The 19603-nt window shown below is 68.8% G+C and carries 10 protein-coding genes and 1 pseudogene; 7 read left to right on the top strand and 4 right to left on the bottom strand.

All coding sequences use genetic code 11. From position 1 onward, the window contains the following. The first annotated feature begins 13 nt into the window (after positions 1-13). The 5 genes from AB4Y92_RS22795 (at position 14) to AB4Y92_RS22775 (ending at position 5208) form a co-directional block, all read left to right on the top strand. The gene (locus tag AB4Y92_RS22795; RefSeq protein ID WP_441821733.1) at positions 14-1252 is read left to right on the top strand and encodes an HlyD family secretion protein; all 1239 of its coding nucleotides are present in this window, start codon (positions 14-16) and stop codon (positions 1250-1252) included. Further along, entirely contained in the window at positions 1249-3402 is a 2154-nt protein-coding gene (locus tag AB4Y92_RS22790; RefSeq protein WP_441821732.1) for a peptidase domain-containing ABC transporter, read from the top strand. Before AB4Y92_RS22795 ends, AB4Y92_RS22790 begins: the two co-directional genes overlap by 4 nt. 80 nt (positions 3403-3482) lie before the next feature. After that, the gene (locus AB4Y92_RS22785; protein ID WP_441821731.1) at positions 3483-3653 is read left to right on the top strand and encodes a hypothetical protein; all 171 of its coding nucleotides are present in this window, start codon (positions 3483-3485) and stop codon (positions 3651-3653) included. A gap of 146 nt (positions 3654-3799) precedes the next feature. Further along, entirely contained in the window at positions 3800-4921 is a 1122-nt protein-coding gene (locus tag AB4Y92_RS22780) for a hypothetical protein (RefSeq protein WP_441821730.1), read from the top strand. A gap of 110 nt (positions 4922-5031) precedes the next feature. Continuing rightward, positions 5032-5208, top strand: coding sequence for a DUF6053 domain-containing protein (locus tag AB4Y92_RS22775; protein ID WP_441821729.1), 177 nt, complete (start codon positions 5032-5034; stop codon positions 5206-5208). Here the strand turns inward: AB4Y92_RS22775 and AB4Y92_RS22770 are convergent. Continuing rightward, a complete protein-coding gene (locus AB4Y92_RS22770; RefSeq protein WP_441821728.1) occupies positions 5133-6197 on the bottom strand; it encodes a lipid A deacylase LpxR family protein in 1065 nt (354 codons plus the stop codon). The genes AB4Y92_RS22775 and AB4Y92_RS22770 overlap by 76 nt on opposite strands. Before the next feature lie 424 nt (positions 6198-6621). Further along, complete coding sequence (locus tag AB4Y92_RS22765; protein ID WP_441821727.1) at positions 6622-7020, bottom strand: DUF3224 domain-containing protein; 399 nt, start codon at positions 7018-7020, stop codon at positions 6622-6624. 269 nt (positions 7021-7289) lie between these two features. Between AB4Y92_RS22765 and AB4Y92_RS22760 the strand changes: the two genes are divergently transcribed. Beyond that, entirely contained in the window at positions 7290-9464 is a 2175-nt protein-coding gene (locus AB4Y92_RS22760) for a TonB-dependent receptor (protein ID WP_441821726.1), read from the top strand. Further along, positions 9464-10840, top strand: a complete 1377-nt coding sequence (locus tag AB4Y92_RS22755; RefSeq protein ID WP_441821725.1) for a PepSY-associated TM helix domain-containing protein — start codon at positions 9464-9466, stop codon at positions 10838-10840. The genes AB4Y92_RS22760 and AB4Y92_RS22755 overlap by 1 nt, the downstream gene beginning before the upstream one ends. Before the next feature lie 57 nt (positions 10841-10897). Here AB4Y92_RS22755 and AB4Y92_RS22750 read toward each other — a convergent pair. Continuing rightward, positions 10898-10966, bottom strand: a pseudogene (locus AB4Y92_RS22750) (DUF6053 domain-containing protein); the annotation flags it as partial. Between the two features lie 263 nt (positions 10967-11229). Continuing rightward, entirely contained in the window at positions 11230-19203 is a 7974-nt protein-coding gene (locus tag AB4Y92_RS22745) for an autotransporter-associated beta strand repeat-containing protein (RefSeq protein ID WP_441821724.1), read from the bottom strand. Positions 19204-19603 lie beyond the last annotated feature (400 nt).

Raw genomic sequence — 19603 nt, 5'->3', positions numbered from 1 at the left:
GTTCCGACGCGAAATGCTCGACGCCAGAAAACAGCGCTGGCTCGGCAGCATTCGCCTGCCGGTTTCGCGCATGGGTTGGCCGATGGCGGCGCTGGCCCTGTCCGCGTTGATCGCGCTGATCGCCTTGCTGGGATTGGGCCGTTACACCCGCAGCGAGCGCGCCAGCGGCCTGCTGGTGCCGCAAGGCGGCCTGCTCGCGCTCAGCGCGCCCGCCGCCGGCACCCTGCTGCGCAGCCATGTGCGCGAAGGCCAGCGCGTTTCGCGCGGACAGATCCTGCTGGAAATTTCTTCCGAGATCGACAGCCCGGCCCTGGGCGCCGGCGTCGGCCAGGCGGTCGGCGCGGAACTGGCGGTGCAGCGCGCGCGCCTGCTGGCCGATCGCGATGCGCTCGAACGCGAACGCCACGACGATTCGGCGCAACTGCGCCAACGCATCGCCGCCGCGCGCGACCGCATCGCCCTGGCCGAGGCGCAATTGCGCCTGCGCCGCGAACAGGCTGCGCAAGCGCAGCGATTGGCGCGGCAGGTGCAGCCGCTGCGCGGCGACAAACTGCTCAGCGACGTGCAGTGGCAACAGTACGAAACCACCCGCATCGAAGCCCAGACCCGGGTCCAGGACGCGCAGCGCGACGGCCTGAGCGCGGCGCGCGAACTCGCCGACGCGCAATCGGCGCTGCAGCAACTGCCGCAGCGGTTGAGCGAACAACGCAACCGCATCGAACGCGAGCTGGCCGGCATCGCCCAGGACGACGCGCGCAACGAAGGCCGTCGCCGCATCGCCGTGATCGCACCGCGCGATGGCCGCGTCTCTGCGCTCGCCGGCGTCGAAGGCCAGGCGGTCGGCGCCGGCCAGCGATTGCTGTCGCTGCTGCCCGAACACGCGCCGATGCAGGCCGAGTTGTGGGTGTCCGACCGCGCCGTCGGCCTGATCGCGCCGGGCACGCCGGTCGCGCTGCGCTACGCCGGTTTTCCGTATCAGCGTTACGGCTTGCAACGCGGGCGCGTGCTCGACATCGCCCGCGGCGCGCTGTCGCCGGAGGAAATCCGCGCACGCACCGGTTTGTCGGTCGCAGCCCCGGCGTGGCGCGTCGGCGTCGCCCTGGACCGGCAATCGATCGGCACGCACGCATTGCCGGCGCAGATGCGCGTGGATGCCGATCTGCTGCTCGAACGCCGCCGTCTGTACGAATACCTGCTGGCACCGCTGTCGGCGCAGGCCGCAACGCGCGAACCGATGCGGGCCGCGCCATGAGCCGCAAACCGCTGCCCGCCATCCAGCAGAACGAATTGGCCGAATGCGGCCTGGCCTGTCTGGCGATGATCGCGATCCATCACGGCCACGACATCGATCTGGCCAGCCTGCGCCGGCGCTTTCCGGTATCGCCGCGCGGCGCCACTCTGGCGCGCCTGATCAAGACCGCCGGCGCGCTCGGCTTCGACACCCGGCCGCTGCGCGCGGAGATCGAGCATCTGCCCGATCTGCAACTGCCGTGCGTACTGCACTGGGACCTCAACCATTTCGTCGTGCTCAAGCGCATCGCCCGCGGCCGCGCGGAAATTCACGATCCGGCGCGCGGCGCGGTGACGATGCCGCTGGCCGAATTCGGCCGCCACTACACCGGCATCGCCCTGGAGCTGACGCCGCGCGCGGATTTCGCGCCGATGCGCGAGCGGCAACGGCTGAGCCTGCGCGCGCTGGCCGGGCAGATCGTCGGATTGCGCCGCGCCGGCGCGCAGATTCTGGCCCTGGCGGTGAGCCTGGAGGCTTTCACCCTGCTGCTGCCGATGGCGATGCAATGGGTGATCGACCGCGTGCTGGTATCGGCCGATGTCGAACTGCTGCATCTGCTCGGCATCGGTTTCCTCGCCGTAGTGTTGTTTCAATCGGCGATTACCGCGATGCGCGGCTGGCTGGTCGCCGACCTGGGCGCGGCGCTGAATTCGCAGTGGTTAGCCAATCTGTTCGGCCACCTGCTGCGGTTGCCGCTGGATTTCTTCGAGAAACGCCACGTCGGTGGGGTGATGTCGCGCTTCGTCTCGGTGCAGGCGATCCAGCAGACATTGACCGGCAGCTTCGTGGAAAGCCTGCTCGACGGCTTCACCGTGGTGCTGGTGCTGGCGTTGCTGCTGCTCTACAGCCCGCCGCTGACCGCATTGGTGCTGGCCGCGTTCGCGCTGTACGCGGGCCTGCGCTGGGCCGCGTTCCGGCGTCTGCGCCGGCTCAAGGAAGAGCAGCTGGTCCAGGTCGCGCAACAGCAGAGCCTGCTGATCGAAGCGATCCAGGGCGTGCAGACGATCAAGCTGGGCAACAAACAGGACGAGCGCCGCGCGCGCATCGCCAACGCCAGCGTCGAGGTCGCCAATCGCGAAGCCGCGATCAGCCGCACCACCGCGGTGTTCTCCGCGCTGTCCAAGCTGGTGTTCGGCGCGCAGCGCGTGCTGCTGATCTGGATCTGCGCCTGGATGACCCTGCAGGGCCGTTTCACCGCCGGCATGATGGTGGTGTTCGTCGCCTACGCCGATCTGTTCGCGACCCGCACCGGCAGCCTGATCGACAAACTGGTGGATCTGCGCCTGCTCGGCCTGCACGCTCAGCGCATCGCCGACATCGCGCTAGAACCGCCGGAAGCGCACGTGCACACCGACTACGCCGGGCCCGTGCCGGCGCCGCGCATCGAACTGGAAGGCGTGAGTTTCCGCTACGCCGACGATGAGCCGTGGATTCTGCGCGACTGCAGTTTCTCCATCGAAGCCGGCGAATCGGTCGCCATCGTCGGCCCCTCGGGTTGCGGCAAGACCACCCTCGCCAAATTGATGCTCGGCCTGCTGCGGCCGAGTTCCGGCACGATTCGCATCGGCGGCGTCGATATCCATCGTTACGGGCTGGCGGCGTATCGCGAGCTGTTCGGCGCGGTGATGCAGGAAGACGTGCTGTTCGCCGGATCCATCGCGGAGAACATCGCCTTCTTCGATCCGGCCGCGAGCCAGGAGCAGATCGAAGCGGCCGCGCGCGCGGCGCGTATCCACGACGACATTCTCGCCATGGCGATGGGCTACGAGACCTTGGTCGGCGATCTGGGCCAGTCGCTGTCGGGCGGACAGAAACAACGCGTGGTGCTGGCGCGCGCGCTGTATCAGCGGCCTTCGATTTTGTTGCTGGACGAAGCCACCAGCCATCTGGACGTGGCGCGCGAGCACGAGATCAATCGCGAGATCGCCGCCTTGCGCATCACCCGCATCGTCATCGCTCACAGGCCCGACACGATACGCAGCGCCGATCGCGTCGTGTCCTTGCGCGACGGCGTCAGTGAACAATTCACAACCAATCAATACGCAATCCCGATTCATTCGCGAGCACACGACGAAACTGCGATCGCCTTGGGCAAATCGCGTGTTTTGTAGTTGCTAGCATCGATGCATGTGCCGACGCCGGAACGGCCTTTCAACTCTTTCCGGCACTACGTTTGTCTGGAGAAAACTTCATGAGCAAGCAAGAAGTACAAGCGCAGAACGAAGCCGTCCGTCCGCTCGCCCGCGTCGCCGCGCGCGAGCTGTCGCTGGAAGAAATCGCCGCGATTTCCGGCGGCAAGGGCGACACCACCCACGCCACCGGCCCCGGCGGCGACGATCCGGGCGATCCGGACCTGCTGTAATCGCGTCGAACGCGGATCGTAACGGCGGACTCGCGCGCGAGCGAAGCGCGCGGAAACCTGTCCATCCGCATTGACCACTCGGCACGCCCTGTTCGCGGGGCGTGCCGATCTTCGCAACCCGTGTTGCGCGCACCCGCAGAACCGCGATGACCGCTTACCGACGTCCCCTGATTCTTTCCGCGCTGGCCCACGACATCCACGCCTCCTCGGTGCGCTGGGCGCTGCGCGCCAGCGGCATCGACGCGGTCTGGGCCGGCTCGCTGGCGCAATCCGAACTCGGCCCGATGTCGCTGCACTGCGATGCCGACACCGGCTTGCGCATGAGCGGCGCGCTCGACGGCGACAGCATCGGCGCGGTCTGGTATCGGCGTGCGCGCAATCCCGAATCCTTTCCGCGCGCGCACGACGGCGACCAGGCCTTCCTGCGCGGCGAGTGGGGCCGTTTTCTCAAGAACGTGTACGCCCTGACCGATCACGGCGCGGACCGTCTGTGGGTCAACCGCCCCAACGCGGCCGCGATGGCCGAGAACAAACTCGTGCAACTGCGCGCCGCGCACCGCTGCGGCCTGCGCTTTCCGCCGACGCTGGTGTCGCACGACCCGCAAGAGATCCGCCGGTTCGTCCAGCGCCATGGCCGCGTGGTCTACAAGCCGTTCATGACCCACACCTGGAAGGACGCCGAAACCGGGCGCATGTTCAGCACCTACGCGCGCATCGTCGAGCCGGAGATGCTGGAGGACGACGCCAGCCTGCTGCACTGCCCCGGCATCTATCAGGTCTATGTCGATAAACGCTGCGACCTGCGCGTGACCGCGATCGGCGACCGCTATTTCGCTGCGCGCCTGCACACCCAGCACGACGACGGCTTCGTCGACTGGCGGGTGCGGCAGTCGGTGCAGGGTTTGCGCGCCGAGCCCGGCGAGCTGTCGGCTTCCGATCAGGCCAAGCTTGCGGCATTGATGCGCGAGCTGGGGTTGGTGTTCGGCTGCATCGATCTAGCCATCGATGCGAACGGCGAGGCGCATTTCCTTGAAGTCAATCAGGCCGGCCAGTTCCTGTTCGTCGAAGATCTGCTGCCGTCGCTGCCGCTGCTGCGGGCGATGAGCGCGATGCTGGCCGAGGGCCGGCCGGACTATTCGCTGGCGACGATCGCGCAGGTGTCTTATGCCGATTACTGCGCGAGCGAAGAGCATCGCGAATGGTGGGCGCAGGCGAGCGAGACCTTGCGCGATCGCAGTCCGGCGGCTTCGGGGATTACCTTGGAGTAATTGTCGGCTTTTGTTTGGGGCTTCTCTTGTGGGAGGGCTTCAGCCTCTGCTTTTGTGGGAGGGGCTTCAGCCCCGATGCTTTTCGCTCAGATCGAGGTGGGATTCGATGATTGGGATGCGCCGCGACCGGAGCGAAAAGCATCGGGGCTGAAGCCCCTCCCACAAAAGCAACTCCCACAAAGGCAACCTCCCACAAGAGCCGCGACGCGACTCAAAGCGCCCGGCTCACCGTGAAGCTGCCGAACACCGGCGTCTGCTTCTGCCCATCGAATTCGCGAGTGCGGTGATAACGCGCCAGCGCGAACTTCCACCGCCCGCGCATCACCGCGATGCCATAGCCCACTTCGCCCACGAACGGCCGCTTGTCCACGCTGTGGCTGTGGCGAAAGGTATTGCCGTCCAGGGTGATGTCGCGCAGCACCCAGCGCACGTCCGAGGTCAGGAACAGGTGCGCGCCGAACGGCCGGTCGCCGGTGTTGTAGTGCCGGGTCGGCGCGGTGTTCTCGCCGGCCGGGCGCAGCGGCGTGCTGCCGAAATCGTCCGGCAGGCGCAGGCCGAAGCGCACTTCGGCGCCGGTGTTGGCGTAGGTCGCCAGATTGCCGAAGCTGCCGCCGTAATGACCGATCGCATCCCAGCCCCAGGTGCCGTTGTGGGCGTCGCCGGCCGAATAACGATGCATGCGCTCGTGAACGATGCGGAACACCGGTTCGTCGTGCAACTGGTTGTCCCAGCCCTTGAAGGTCTCATCGCCCAGCGCCTTGTGCACCGCGTTCTGCACCTGCTTGCCGAGCGCGGACGGGCCGACGATGCCGAACTGCAACTGCGTGGTCTGCAGGTAATCGCCGTTGCGCGCGTTGTAGCCCAGGCCCATCAGCAGCCCGGCGGCATAGGGCCGGTCGTCCTCGATGAGGTCGCGCCGGCTGAAGTCGGTCGGGGTAAAGATGCCCTGGGCGAAGGTCGCGATCATGTTGCGCTGCTCGAACCCCTGCGGCGGCTGCAGCGCGTCGAGATGGCGATTGACCCAGCGCGCCAGGCGCGGGATGCAGGGATCGTCGGTGTAGTCGGCCAGATTCGGCGACACCAGGGTCAGCTGGATGCCGTTGCTGTAGCCCTGGTCCTGGCCGCCGAACAAATCGTTGTCCAGGCGCAGATTGATCGTGGGCGGCAGGCGGGTGTGGCCGTTGGTGCAGGCCTGCCGGCCTTGTGCGGCGGCGGCGTTGACGTGCACGGCGGCCGCGGCGAGCAGGACGGAGAAGAACAGTGCGTTTGGGCGCATGGAAGGATTCGGCAATACAAGGCCGCGGCCGCGCAGGTGCGCGCCGAGCGATTGGGAAGCGACGCGGGACAAACCGCACCGGGCACCGTGGCGACCGTCGGGCGACGCGGGGTCGCGATGGCGGCGTGGCTGCGGATCGGCGCACAAGTTCGCATGGATCGTCGGCGACGGCGTTCGCAGCCTCGCGACGGATTGTCCCGCCGATGGTGCTTGAGACGGCCGGCGGCGTCTTTGCCGGATGAGCCGGCTGGCCTGCGGGCTTTTGTGGCAGTCCAGCTTTTGCGGGAGGGGCTTCAGCCCCGATGCTTTTGGCTCAGATCGCGGCGATGCTAGAGCGGAGGCGCGAAGCTATCTGAGCGAAGAGCATCGGGGCTGAAGCCCCTCCCACAAGAGCCGCCCTCCCACAGATAAAGCAAGGCGCGGCTCAGCCTTCGGGCAACTCGTAATCGAACAAATAAAAATGCGCCCCACCCTCGCGCACATCGATGCTCATGCGCCCGCTCAGCCCGACCAACTCGCCGGTGCCCGAGTCCGGCACCACGGTCACGCTCAGATCGGCGCGGCCGCGATCCATCAAACCGCGATGCACCATCAGGAAACTGCCGCTGCGCCCGGCCAGCGTGCCTTCGACTTTCTCCAGCGCGACGTAACCGGCCGAGCCCTTGGTCTGGGTCATCGCCGCCAGCATCTCGCCGCGGCTGCTGGCCTGCAGTTCGCCATGGAATTGCTTGTCCAGGGCCATGCGGCCGAACTGGCCCTCGGCGGCCTCGTGCACCGGCTGCGGGCTCAGCGTGACGTTGAACGGACCTTCGACGTGCGGCATGGCGACTCTCCTGGCGAGGGACGGATACGATCGTAAAGGCTCCAAGCCGCGCAGATTAGACCTTCGTTGCGCATCCGCCCAGAGGCGCGCGGCCGCCGCGCCAGCGCCACTGCGGCAACTTGCCGCACACCCCGACGCGCCCGCGCGGCCTAGCATCGTGCGCTTGTCCGCCGCCCGGCGGCGCGGCGGCTGCGCATCCCGGCGGCGGCACTCTTCCCATCTGCGACGCGCGGCAGCCGCCGCGCGCCGCCTTGCCCGTTATCTCTTTAATGCACAAGCGCAATCTCCGCATCTTTCGCCCGGCCGCATTGGCATGTTCGCTGTTGGCCTGCGCGGCGCCGGCCGCGCACGCCGACGAAGCCGTCGATCTCGACGCGGTGCGCGTGCACGGCCAGCGCGCCGATGCGCGCGCCGCTTCGGTCGCCACCGCCAGCCGCCTCGGCCTGGACCCGGCCGAGATTCCCGCGACCCTGGACGTGCTAGATCGCGACGACATCCAGGCGCGCGGCCTGCGCGACAGCGTCGAGGTCCTGCGCGCCATGCCCGGAGTGATGGCCGGCAACCTGCCCGGCCAGCCCGGCGTCGCTTCGATGCGCGGCTTCGCCAGCGGCGCGGTGTCGTATCTGTTCGACGGCGTGCGCCTGACCAGTTCGGGGTTTTCCTCGCGCAACTGGGACAGCTTCCAGTTCGAACGGGTGGAAGTGCTGAAGGGGCCGGCCTCAGTGTTGTACGGCGAAGGCGTGCTGGCCGGCGCGATCAACTTCGTGCCCAAAAGCGCCAGCCTCGGCGGCCGCGACGGCGAGTTGCTGCTGGCCTACGGCAGCCACGACAGCGCCCGGCTCGGGCTCGACGCCAATGTTCCGCTGAGCCCGACTGTGGCCGTGCGCGGCGTGCTCAGCGCCAATCGCTCCGACGGCTACATCGACGACACCGCCTCCGATGCGCAGTCCTTCGGCGGCTCGCTGCTGTGGCAGCCGAACGACGACCTCAGCGCCCGCGTCGCTCTGGACTATCAGCGCGACGATTTCGACACCGCGTATTTCGGCGCGCCGCTGCTGCCGCGCGAATCGGCGGCCGATCCCAGCGGACTGGTCGACAACGCCGCCGGCTGGGTGATCGACAAGGCCGCGCGTTCGCGCAACTACAACGTCCGCGACGGCCGCATGGATTCGCGCTCGTGGTGGCTGCGCACGCGCCTGGATTACCGGCTCAGCGAGGACTGGAACCTGAGCCAGGAAGCCAGCGTCTACGACGCGCGCCGCCGCTGGGACAACACGGAAGACTTCAGCTACGACACCGCCACCGGCCTGTTCGATCGCGACAGCGCGCGCATCCATCACGATCAACGCGTCTGGAACGAGCGCCTGACGCTCAAGCACGACGGCCGCCTGGCCGGCCGCCGCCACAGCTTCGCCGCCGGCATGGAATACAGCGACACCGACTTCTTCAACCTGCGCCGCTTCGGCCATGCCGCGCCGGTGGACGCGCTGGCGCTCGATCGCGGCGAATTCCCGGCCGATACCGCGGCCAATTTCGACAACGGCCGCAGCGATTTCAGCACCCGGGTCAAGGTCGCGGCGCTGTTCGTCGAAGACGCCTTGAACCTCACTCCGCGCTGGCTGCTGGTCGGCGGACTGCGTCATGAGCGCATCGATCTGCAGCGGCGCAATCTGGATCTGGACAGCGGCGCGCGCAGCCGCTTCGAGCGCGAGTTCTCGCCGACCTCGTGGCGGCTGGGCAGCGTGTTCGAGTTGCGTCCGGGCAGCCAGTTGTATGCGCAGTACAGCAGCGCGGTGCTGCCGGTGAGCTCGTTCCTGACCATCAACCAACGCAACAACGCCTTCGACCTCAGCCACGGCGACGCGGTCGAACTGGGCCTGCGCAGCGCTTTGTTCGATCAGCGCCTGCGCTTGAACGCGGCGGTGTATCGCCTGCGCCAGGACGACATCGTCACCCGCGATCCGCTGCAGCCGCAGATCAGCGTGCAGAACGGCCGCCAATCCTCGCGCGGCGTGGAGCTGTCGCTGAGCGCGCAGGCCACCGCGCGGCTGCGCATCGACGCCAGCGCGGCGCTGTTGTCGGCGCGCTTCGACACCTTGCGCGAGGCCGGCGGCGCCGATCGCAGCGGCAACCGCCCATCCAACGTGCCCGAACGCACCGCCAGCCTGGACGCGTGGTATCGCCTCGACGGCCTGCCGCTGAGCTTCAGCCTGGGCCTGCGCCACGTCGGCGATTTCTACACCGACAACGCCAACACCACCCGGGTGCGGGCGCACACCGTCGCCGACGCGGCGGTGGACTGGAACGGCGCCGGCGGCCGCTACACTGTGCGGGTGCGCAACCTCACCGACGCCTTCTACGCCGACTGGTCGGGCTACAGCCCGAGCCAGGTCTATCTGGGCGCGCCGCGCAGCGTCGAGCTGAGCTACTCGCGGTCGTTCTGATGAGCCAGGCCGGCCACGACCGTCATCTCTACCGCGCGGTGTGGCGCTGGCATTTCTACGCCAGCCTGTTCGTCGCGCCGCTGTTGCTGATCCTGGCGATCACCGGCTCGATCTATCTGTTCAACGACGAAATCGAAGACGCGCTGCACGCGCCGCTGCATTTCGCCCCGCAACGGCAAGCCGACCTGCCGCTGTCGCGCCTGCTCGCCGCCGCGCAGGCGGCGCATCCGGGCGAAGTCACCCGCATCGATCTGCCGTCGGACCCGCAGCGCACCGCGCAAGTCTTCATCACCCCGCGCCAGGGCGAGCCGCTGCGCGTGTTCGTCGATCCCGGCAGCGCGCGCGTGCACGGCGCCTTCGTCTACACCCGCACCCTGGTCGGCTTCGCCGACACCATGCACGGCTCGCTGATGCTGGGCCGCTTCGGCGACGCGATCGTCGAACTCGCCGCCTGCTGGGCGCTGCTGCTGATCGCCACCGGCGCGTACCTGTGGTGGCCGCGCGAATACGGCTGGCGCCAGGCGCTGTGGCCGCGATGGCGCGAACGCGGCCGCCCGTTCTGGCGCAGCCTGCATTCCAGCATCGGCGCCTGGACCGCGATGCTGATCGTGTTCCTGATCCTCACCGGCCTGCCCTGGGCCGGCGTGTGGGGCGATCTGCTGCGCGCGGGCACGCAACAACTCGGCATCGGCTATCCGTCCGAACATCGCCACCACGCCGCCGCGCCCGCGCCGAAAGCGGTCACCGTCGCGCAGGCGATCGGCGAAACACCGTGGACGATGCGCGATGCGCCCATGCCCGCCTCCGAGCATGCCCATCACCAGCATGCTGCCGCAAACGCCGCGCCCGCGCGCGACATCGGCATCGATGCCGTTACGCGAGTGCTGGCCGCGCACGGCCTGCGCGGCGACTACCGGCTGTCGCTGCCGCGCGGCGAAGACGGCGTCTACACCGCCGTGGTCTATCCGAACCGACCGCAGGGCCAGCGCACCGTGCATGTGGATCGCTACAGCGCACGCATCGCCGGCGACACCGGCTTCGCCGACTACGGCTGGGCCGCCAAGGCAGTCGAACTCGGCGTGCAATTGCACATGGGCAACTACTTCGGCCGCGCCAACCAGATCGTGATGCTGCTGACCTGCCTCGGCGTCGTCGCCCTGTGCTGCAGCGGCGCATGGATGTGGTGGCGCCGCCGCCCGCGCGGCCGCCTCGGCGCACCGAGCCTGCCATCAAAGATGCGACTGCGCACGATCGCGCTGATCACCCTGGGCTGCGGCGCGCTGTTTCCGCTGCTGGGCGCATCGTTGCTGCTGGTGTTCGTACTCGACCGGATATTGCTCTCGCGCCTGCCGCGCCTCGCGGCCATCGTGCGCTGAGCCGAGCCGAAAAATCCTTTTGTGGAAGCGGCCTCTTTCGGGGGCCTCTTTTGTGGGAGAGGCGGCTCTTGTGGGAGGGGCTTCAGCCCCGATGCTTTCCGCTCGGATCGCTGCGTTGTTCAGCATCGGGGCATACCCGCAGCGGAACGAAAAGCATCGGGGCTGAAGCCCCTCCCACAAAAGCACAGTCCCACAAAAACACGCCCAAAAAAAACATCGCCGCAAACGCGGCGATGTCTGGGTCCCCTGCGGACGAAGCTGCTGGATCGATTCCGCGACGGCTTGGGCGAACTCCCCGGTCTGCGATTAAAAGCGACTACTGACTCCGGTCCAGCGTACCGGAGCCAGTAGCGCCACCCGACCGCCGCACTGATGCTCCTCCGACCCGGTTATTGCGTCCGGGCCGAAGCCTCGTCGCACCAAGTCTGCGGTTGGGTCACCGCGCCCGACGGAGGGGCGGATCGCGGTGTGGCGGCGGCGAGTCGCGTCGCGGGACGGCGCTTGGTCGCCTTGGAACCCGTGCCGCGCGAGGCGACACGCTTGGTCTTGGACATCGGACGTGCGCCGCGCGCCTTGGCCTTGGCGATGGGTCGCGAGCCGCCGGCCTTGGCGACCGGACGCACCTTGCACTGGCCGAACGCCGCGGGTTGACCGGCAGGCTGCAAAGACGACGGCGTCGAAGCCGCGCCCGCGGCACCTGCTGCCGCCGCCGCGCCGGCACCGGCCGCTTGCGCGTTACCGGAGGCCGAAGCGCCCGACGCGGCTGCACCCGCCGCCGCCGCGCCGACACCGGCCGCTTGCGCGCCACCGGAGGCCGAGGCGCCCGATGCGGAAGCGTTCGATGCCGCCGCGCCCGCGGTCGAGGCCGATGAAGCAGCCGACTTCTGCGCCGAGATCGCACCGGCCGTCGCGCCGACAGCGGCTGCGGCCGCTGCGGCGGGACCGGACGAACCCGATGCCGACGCCGAGCCTTGCGCGGATGCCGCCTGCCCATTCGTCTGCGCACTCGTCCCCGCGCCAGCCGCGGTGCCAGCGGACCGCGCCGCATCACCGGCGCGATTCGCACCCGCACCGCTCGCCGCCGGATCGCCGGCCGACGCCGCCGGATCGCCCACCGACGCCGACGCGACCGCCATCGGCGCCGCTCGCGCCATCGCGACCGCAGGCGTGCCGCCCCAACCCAGACGCAGGCCGACGTTGAGCGAATGCGCGCGGTCGTCGCTGCCGATGTCGCCGCGGTACTCGACGAAGCCGCTGCTGACCGGGCTGATCTTGTACTGCAGGCCCAGGCCGACGTTCCAGCGATTGCGTTCGGCGGCGAAGCCGCTGACGGTGAAGCCCGGCACGGTGGCGCCGGCGAAGGCGTTGCGCGCGACCGGTTGATCGTCCTGCAGATCGTGCAGATAACGGATGTCGGCGGTCGGGCTCCACTTGCGCGCGGTGCTGCCCGGCGCGCCGGAGAAGCGCACGCCGATGCCGGCGGTGGTGGTGTCGTAGCTGCCGGTGGAGACGATCAGATTGGCATCGCCCGCGCCGCGCTCGGTGAAGGTCGCCGATTCGACCTTGTTGTAGTACACGCCGAGCAAGGGCTCGATGCGCACGCTGGCGCCGTCCCAGCGCCAACCGGCTTCGAGCATGCCGTACACGCCGTCGTTGCTGAAATGCGCATCGCTGCGGCGGTTGAAGGTGCCCACCGCGATTTCGCGCTCGGCATCGAAGCTGCCGTAGCTGTAACCGGCCGCGCCCTGGGTCCAGAACGGGCCCGGCGCATACAGGAAGTGGATGCCGACGTTGAACAGATCGCCATCGACCTTGTCGTCGCGGCGGTCGGTTTCCATCTTCGAATGCGCCATGCCGACATGGCCGCCGAAACGGAAGTGATCGCCGGGCGAGCCTTCCAGGCCGATCGCGATGCCGCCGACGGTGTTGTCGATGCCGTCCAGGCGGTCGCCGTCGAACTCGGCGCGGCCGCCGTAAGCGGTGGCCCACAACGTGCCAAGCGTGCTTTCTTCCTCGACGCCGGCATCGCGCACGCGGTCGAGTTGCCGCGCCACGCTGCGTTGCATCTGCTCGGCGTTGTAACGCTGAGCGCTGACGATGGAGCCGTAGGTCTCGCCGCTGAGCGTGTCGAACGCGCGCGGCGCCTGCGCCGCGCTGAGGCCGCGCGCGGCGGCGACCAAGGTCGGCAACTGGCCGCTGTCGGCGTCGGCGATGGCTTGCAGCGCATTGGCCACGGCCTGTTGATTGCCGCTCAGGCCGGGGAACTCGTTGAAGCGGATACCGGTGCCGCCGGCATCGTGTTCGCTCAGACGCAGGAACACGTCGTTGCCGATGGTCACCAACGCCGCGTCGAGGAACGGCAGCGCGGTCTGGCTGACGCCGGTGAAGGCGCCGGTGAGCGAGCCGGCATCGAGGATGCGGTAGTCGGTGATCGGCTGATAGCTGCCCGCTTGCGGGATCGCCACCACCTGACCGCCGTTCAACGCCGCCGCTCCGGCGACCACCACCGTGTCGCCGATGCCCGCGCCGGTTTGCCGCACTTGCAAGGTCGCGCCCGGATTGACGGTGAGGCTGGCGACATTGAGCGAAGCGCCGATCGGACCGGCGCCGGCCGCGCCCGCGGCGCCGGCGATGCCGGACGGAGCGAGCGTACCGCCGAGGGTCAGGGCACCGGCCAGAGCGCCGTCGCCGATCAAGCCGCCGCCGGCGGCGACGTTGGCATTGCCGCCGAGATTGCCGTTGAGCACCAGGTTGCCGCCGATCGTGCTGTTGTCGAAGCTGCCGGTGGCGCCGGTCGGAAGAATCAGGGTGCCGCCCTGGGCAAGGGTCAAATTCTCGAAGCCGCTGAGCCCCGCCGCCGGCAAGGTGCCGTCGCCGGTGCCGCCGACCGAGAACGTGTCGATGCCGGCGCCGGCGTTGATCGCGCCGGTGATGCCGCCCAGGTTGGCCAGCGTCGAACTCAAGGTGTCCGCGCCCGCGCCGAGGTTGACCGCGCCGGCGACCGGCCCGGTCACGCTGAGGCTGTCGATGCCGGCGCTGAAGTTGGCGGTGGTGCCCGCCGCCGAGGCGAGACCGGCGGTGATCGGATTGGCGACGTTGAGCGTACCGCCCTGGATAGACAGGCCGCCGCTGAAGCCGAGCACCGGGCCGTTGAGCCCGAGCGTACCGGCGCCGGTCTTGATCAGCGTGCCGCTGCCCGACACGGCGCCGTTGAGATCCAGACCGTTGCCGCCGACGATGCTCAACGCGCTGCCGCCGCTCAGATTCACCGCATTGGCGAGCGCGAGCCCGGGAATGCCGGCGCTGAGATTAGCCGCGCCGCCGATGTTGAGCGCGCCGGTGCCGAGCGCGGCGGCATTGCCGAGCGCCAGCGTGCCGGCGTTGAGATTCATCCCGCCGGTGAAGGTGTTAGCCGCGCCCAGGGACAAGGTGCCGGTGCCGTTGAAGCCCAGGCTGCCGGCGCCGCCGATGGTGCCGCCCAGGGACAGATCATTGGCGCCGCCGATGCCGAGCTGCGCACCGCCCGCGAGCGAGATCGTATTGCCGAGCGCGATGCCCGGCGCGGTCGCGTTCAAGCCCGCGTTCGCGCCGACGTTGAGCGCGCCGGTGCCGAGCGCAAGGTTGTTGCCCACGCCCAGCGTGCCGGCATTGAGCGCGACGCCGCCGCCGAAGGTATTGGCGCCGCCGAGGTTGAGCGAACCGGTGCCGTTCATCGCCAGTCCGCCGGCGCCGCCGATCGTTCCGCCCAGCGACAAGGCGTTGCCGCCATTGACGCCCAGCGACACGCCCGCGCCCAGGTTCACCGCGTTGCCGAGCGAAACATTGGCCGCGCTCGCGGTCAGGTTGGCGTTGCCGCCGACATTGAGCGCGCCGCTGCCCAGCGCGAGATCCGCGCCGACGCCCAGGGTGCCGCCGCCGAGCGCGACGCCGCCGCTGAAGCTGTTGGCGCCGCTCAGGTCCAGCGTCGAAGGACCGTTGAAGGCGATACCGCCGGCGCCGGAGATCGCGCCGCTCAGGCCGAGGTTGTTCGCGCCGCCGATGTTCAATCCGGCATTGAGATTGACCGCATTGCCCAGCGACACCGCAGCGCCCGCGTTGAGATTCGCCGCGCCGTTGACCGACAGCGCGCCGCTGCCGAGCGCGGTGTTGGTGCCGACGTTGAGCGTGCCGCTGCCCAGGTTGAAACCGCCGCCGAAGCTGTTCGCGCCGTTGAGGCTGAGCGCGCCGCTGCCGTTGAAGCCGAGCCCGCCGGCGCCGCCGATCGCGCCGCCCAGGGTGATGTCGCCCGCGCCGCCCAGGCCGAGCGCCGCGCCCGCGCCGAGGTTGATCGCGTTGCCGAGGTTCAACGCCGCGCCGGTGCTCGCCAAGGTCGCGTTGCCGGTGACGTCCAAACCGCCGGTGCCGAGCGACGCGCTGCCGCCCAGCAACAGATTGCCCGAAGCCAGGCCGACGCCGCCGGTGAAGGTGTTGGCGCCGCTCAAGGTGAAGTTGCCGCCGCCGTTGATCAACAAACCGCCGGCGCCGCTGATCGCGCCGCCCAGATCGAGCGAGTTCGCGCCGCCCAGACCCAATGCCGCACCCGCGCCGAGATTGATGTTGTTGCCCAGCGCGATACCGGGAATGCCCGCATTCAAATTCGCGCTGCCGCTGACGTTCAAGCCGCCCAAGCCGAGCCCGAGATTGTTGCCGATGCTGAGCGTGCCGCTGCCGAGATTGAATCCGCCGGCGAAGCTGTTGGCGCCGTTGAGGCTGAGCGTGCCGGTGCCGTTGAAGCCCAGCCCGCCGGCACCGCCGATCACCCCGCCGAGGGCCAGATCGTTGCCGCCGCCGATGCCCAGTTGCGCGCCGCCGGCCAGATTGATGGCGTTACCCAGCGCGATGCCCGGCAGACTCGCATTCAAGCTGGCGTTGCCGCCGACATTGAGCGCGCCGCTGCCGAGCGCAAGGTTGTTGCCCACGCCCAGCGTACCCGCGTTGAGCGCGACGCCGCCGCCGAAGGTATTGGCGCCGCCGAGGTTGAGCGAACCGGTGCCGTTCATCGCCAACCCGCCCGCGCCGCCGATGGCGCCGCCGAGCGAGAGATCGTTGCCGCCGCCGATGCCCAGCGACACACCCGCGCCGAGGTTGATGCCGTTGCCGAGCGAGATGCCGGGAACGCCGGCGTTCAAATTCGCGCTGCCGCTGACGTTGAGCCCGCCCACACCGAGGCCGAGATTATTGCCGAGGCTGAGCGTGCCGCTGCCGAGGTCGAAGCCGCCGCCGAAACTGTTCGCGCCGTTGAGCGCGAGCGTGCCGGTGCCGTTGAAGCCCAGTCCACCCGCGCCGCCGATCGCGCCGCCGAGGGAAATATCCGCCGCTCCGCCGATGCCGAGTTGCGCGCCGCCGGCCAGATTGATCGCGTTGCCGAGCGAGATACTCGGAATACTCGCGCTCAAGTTGGCGTTCCCGCCGACGTTGAGCGCACCGCTGCCGAGCGCCCCGGCCGCGCCGAGATTCAACGTGCCCGATTGCAGACTGAAGCCGCCGCCGAAACTGTTCGCGCCGTTGAGGCTGAGCGTACCGGTGCCGTTGAAGCCCAGCGCGCCGGCGCCGCCGATCGCGCCGCCCAGGTCGATGTTGGCCGCGCCGCCGAGGGTGAGTCCCGCGCCCGCGCCGAGGTTGATCGCGTTGCCCAGGTTCAAGGCCGCGCCGGTGCTGCCCAGGCTGGCACTGCCGCTGACGTTGAGCGCGCCGGTGCCGAGCGAAGCGCTGCCGCCCAGCAGCAGATTGCCCGCGCCCAGATTCACGCCGCCGCCGAAGCTGTTCGCGCCGCCGAGGGTGAAGGTGCCGGCGCCGTTGATCGCCAGTCCGCCGGCGCCGCCGATCGCGCCGCCGAGCGCGAGCGAGTTCGCGCCGCCGAGGCCAAGCGTCGCGCCCGCGCCGAGGTTGATGCCGTTGCCGAGCGCGATGCCGGGAATACCCGCATTCAAATTCGCGCTGCCGCTGACGTTCAAGCCGCCCAGGCCGAGCCCGAGATTGTTGCCGACGCTGAGCGTGCCGCCGCCCAGATCGAATCCACCGGAGAAGCTGTTGGCGCCGTTGAGGCTCAGGGTGCCGCTGCCGTTGTAGGCCAGTCCGCCGGCGCCGGAGATGATGCCGCCCAGGCCGATGTTGCTGGCGCCGCCGATGCCCAGGCCGGCGTTGAGCACCACCGCGTTGCCGAGGTTCACGCCGGCATTGGCGTTGAGCGTGGCCGCGCCGTTGACCGTCAACGCGCCCAGGCCGAGCGAAGTGTTGGTGCCGACCGTCAACCCGCCGCCTTGCAGATTCAAACCGCCGGAGAACGTATTGGCGCCGCCCAGGGTCAGGTTAGCCGCGCCGTTCTTGGTCAGTCCGCCCAGACCGCCGATCGAACCGTTGAGCGCGAGATTGGCGCTGCCGCCGATGCCGAGCGCGGCGTTGAGATTGAAGTTGTTGGTCAGGCTCACGCCGGCGTTGGCGTCGAGATTGCCCGCGCCGCTGACCGTTACCGCGCCGGTGCCGAGCGCGGTGTTGTTGCCGACCGTCAACGCGCCGCCGCCGAGGTTGAAGCCGCCGGCGAAACTGTTCGCGCCGTTGAGCGTGAGCCCCGGCGCGCCGGCCAGACTCAGGCCGCCCGCGCCGCTGATCGCGCCGTTGAGCGTCAACGCGCCGCCCCCGCCGCCGGCGCCGAAGTTCAAGGTGTTGTTGAGCACGATGTTGTTGCTCAAGGCCAGACCGGCCGCGCCGGTGAGCGTGCCGGCACCGTTGACGGTCAGCGCGCCGCTGCCGAGCGCATTGGCGTTGCCCAGGTCGATCGAACCGGCCGCCAGGACCGTGCCGCCGCTGTAGGTGTTGGCACCGGTCAGCGACAGATTGCCGCTGTTGAGCGTGAGCGAGCCGGCGCCGGCGATATTGCCGCCCAGGTTCAGACTGCCGGCGCCGTTGAGCGACAACGCGCCGTTGAGTTGCACCTGATTGCTGAGCGTGCCGCTGAAAGCGGTGTTCAACGTCGCCGGACCGCCGACCAGGAACAGACCGGTGCCGAGCGAATTCGCGCTGCCCAGAGTCAACCCGCCGCCGTTGAGCGCGAGGCCGCCGCTGAAGGAGTTGTTGCCCAGCAACGACAAGGTGCCGGCGCCGTTCTTGATCAGTCCGCCGCCGCCGCTGAGCGTGCCGCCCAAGGTCAGGCTGTTGGCGCCCTGCACGATCAGGCCGCCGGTGAGATTGACGTTCTGCGCCAGCACCACGCCCGGCAACGAGGCTTCGATGGCGCCGCCGTTGGCGGTCATCGGGCCCAGGCCGAAGGCGAGCGAGTTGTCGAAGATCGACAGGCCGCCGTTGAGCGTCGCGCTGCCACTGACCACCGCGCCGGTGAGCGTCCAGGTGCCGCTGTTGACGGTCAGGTTTTCGAAATTGAGGTATTGCAGCCCGGAGATGTTGCCGGCGCCGCCGGTGCCCGAACCCGGCCCGGCCGCTGTGTTCTGCAACACCAGCGTGTCGCTGCCGCCGATGCCGGCATCGACCGTGCCGGTCGCGCCGAAGGTCAACAGACCCGGCGGCAAGGTCGGCGTCGGCACGCCGACCGGCGGCAGCGGAATCAGCGGATTAACCAGCGAGGAACCGGTCACCGCGACGAAGGTGTCGTTGCTCAGCGTGGTGCCGAGCGAAACGCTGCCGTTGATGGTGCCGACGTTGACGAAGGTGTTGCCGCCGGCGCCCGGACTGGCGAACGCGACGCGGCCGTTGATGGTGCCGGAGTTGGTGAAGTTGACGTTGCCGCCGCCGTAGATCGCCACCGCGATCGAGTTGGCCGGATCGAACAATCCCAGCGCGCTGACGCCGATGGTGCCGGTGTTGTTGACCGTGGTGGTGCCGGTGTTGGCGACCACCATCGCCGTGCCGCCCAGACCGAAGGTGCCGTCGAAGGTGCCTTCGATCGAGCCTGAATTATTGATCGTGACATTGCCCGCGCCGGGCGCGATCAGGTTGCCGATGGTGAGCGCGCGCGCCAGCACCAGGGAGCCGGCGGCATTGGCGTCGATCGCGCCGAGATTATTGAGCGTCAGGCCGTTGCCGCCGAAGGCCATCGCGGTGCCGCCGGGCAGCGTGCTCATGATCGCGCCGGACTGCACGGTCACGTTGAGATTGTTCGCGTTGCTGAGGAAGGAATTCGGATTGGGCGGAAGCAGAATCGGAACGCCCGTGCAGCTCACCGTCGCGCCGTCGGTCGGCGCGGCCGGCGTACAGGCCGCGGCGGCTTCGCCGCTGTAGAACTGCAACGCGATCAACAGCGGAATCGCTTGCGCGACGCCGATGCTCAGGGGATGAAAGCGAAAACGACGGGGTTGCTTGCGTGCGGGCATGACCGTTCCTCCGTAAGCCAATGCAGGCCCGAACGGGACGGTCGAAGGACGAGAACCTTCGGCTTTGGCGGCGTCATGCCGTGTCGCGCCCGTGCCAGCGACGTGACCGGGCGATTGGGGGGCCCAGTCAATCCGATAGCGACGAAATCATTTCGACAGCGTTAGAAAGCGAGCCGGCTCGCGATTAGAAGAGAACGAAACACCAATGCAAGTCTGAGCAATCGCTTAGCAGTTTATTCGCGCCAAACAAATGCAAAACTCACATTTGCTCACTCGATCCTGAGCGGATTCAGAGTGATGTACGAGACTCACGCAAACTCACGATGCGTCATAAGCGCCATCGGATTTTAGTAATGCGATGGAAGTGAATGAGTTCAGTTCGATGTCGCAAAACGACGCG

Origin of the sequence: Lysobacter sp. TAB13 (genome assembly GCF_052113885.1) — a bacterium.
In the GTDB taxonomy this organism is placed as follows: Bacteria; Pseudomonadota; Gammaproteobacteria; order Xanthomonadales; family Xanthomonadaceae; genus Lysobacter; species Lysobacter gummosus.
The sequence above is the reverse complement of the archived record's forward strand: the minus strand, read 5'-3'. Positions and strand labels throughout refer to the sequence as shown.

Excerpts from the sequence above, each read along its gene's own strand:
- AB4Y92_RS22795 (WP_441821733.1), top strand. The coding sequence starts at position 14 with ATGCTCGACGCCAGAAAACAGCGCTGGCTCGGCAGCATTCGCCTGCCG.
- AB4Y92_RS22790 (WP_441821732.1), top strand. The coding sequence starts at position 1,249 with ATGAGCCGCAAACCGCTGCCCGCCATCCAGCAGAACGAATTGGCCGAA.
- AB4Y92_RS22785 (WP_441821731.1), top strand. The coding sequence starts at position 3,483 with ATGAGCAAGCAAGAAGTACAAGCGCAGAACGAAGCCGTCCGTCCGCTC.
- AB4Y92_RS22780 (WP_441821730.1), top strand. The coding sequence starts at position 3,800 with ATGACCGCTTACCGACGTCCCCTGATTCTTTCCGCGCTGGCCCACGAC.
- AB4Y92_RS22770 (WP_441821728.1), bottom strand. The coding sequence starts at position 6,197 with ATGCGCCCAAACGCACTGTTCTTCTCCGTCCTGCTCGCCGCGGCCGCC.
- AB4Y92_RS22765 (WP_441821727.1), bottom strand. The coding sequence starts at position 7,020 with ATGCCGCACGTCGAAGGTCCGTTCAACGTCACGCTGAGCCCGCAGCCG.
- AB4Y92_RS22760 (WP_441821726.1), top strand. The coding sequence starts at position 7,290 with ATGCACAAGCGCAATCTCCGCATCTTTCGCCCGGCCGCATTGGCATGT.
- AB4Y92_RS22755 (WP_441821725.1), top strand. The coding sequence starts at position 9,464 with ATGAGCCAGGCCGGCCACGACCGTCATCTCTACCGCGCGGTGTGGCGC.
- AB4Y92_RS22745 (WP_441821724.1), bottom strand. The coding sequence starts at position 19,203 with ATGCCCGCACGCAAGCAACCCCGTCGTTTTCGCTTTCATCCCCTGAGC.